This window comes from Variovorax sp. KBW07, from assembly GCF_003852515.1.
In the GTDB taxonomy this organism is placed as follows: Bacteria; Pseudomonadota; Gammaproteobacteria; order Burkholderiales; family Burkholderiaceae_C; genus Variovorax.
Genome location: NZ_QAJK01000141.1, coordinates 1,755 through 2,672 on the forward strand (window position 1 = coordinate 1,755; position 918 = coordinate 2,672).

1 protein-coding gene is annotated in these 918 nt (G+C 69.0%); it reads left to right on the plus strand.

The features are described 5' to 3' along the window. The coding region (locus DBV14_RS26125; RefSeq protein WP_148092453.1) for an FMN-binding glutamate synthase family protein at nt 1–768 on the plus strand (768 nt) is incomplete at its 5' end. Between the last annotated feature and the right edge of the window lie 150 nt (nt 769–918).

The window sequence follows — 918 nt, forward strand, 5'->3', positions numbered from 1 at the left end:
GTCGCGAAGCTGCGCGAGCTGTCGGGCGGCAAGCCGACCGGCTTCAAGTTCTGCCTGGGCCATCCATGGGAATGGTTCGGCATCGTCAAGGCGATGCAGGCCACCGGCATCACGCCCGATTTCATCGTGGTCGATGGCGCCGAGGGCGGCACGGGCGCGGCCCCGGTCGAGTTCAGCGACCACGTGGGCGCGCCGCTGCAGGAAGGCCTGCTGCTGGTGCACAACACGCTCATCGGTGTCAATTTGCGGCACCGCATCAAGATCGGCTGCGCCGCCAAGGTGATCACCGCCTTCGACGTGGCCCGCATGATGGCGCTGGGCGCCGACTGGTGCAACGCGGCGCGCGGCTTCATGATGGCGCTGGGCTGCATCCAGGCGCAGAGCTGCCACACCGGCCACTGCCCCACGGGCGTGACCACGCAAGACCCGCTGCGCCAGCAGGCGCTGGTGGTGCCGACCAAGGCCGACCGCGTGCGCAACTTCCACCGCAGCACGCTGCATGCGCTGCAGGAGCTGGTGCAGGCCGCCGGCCTCGACCATCCGCAGCAGATCACCGCGCACCACATCGTGCGCCGCATCTCCGACACCGAAGTGCGCCTGTTGAGCAACCTGGTGATGCAGGTGCAGCCGGGCGCCCTGCTCGGCGCGCTCGACGCGCAGCACAATGTTTTTCGAACCTACTGGCCGCTGGCCAGCGCAGAGAGTTTCCAGCCCGTGACGAAGGGCCCGCAAGGGCTGATGGCACCGGGCTTTGCAATGGCCGCATGAATCCACTGAAACGAGGCGCATCGACGCGCCTGCAGACGCGCAAGGGCGCCGCTTCGGCGCCCGCGCCCCTCGATGCCCTCCCCAACCCTCCGGCGCCCGGCGACTACGCCGAGTTCCTGCGCGCCACCCTGCCGCGGCAAGAAAAGAACG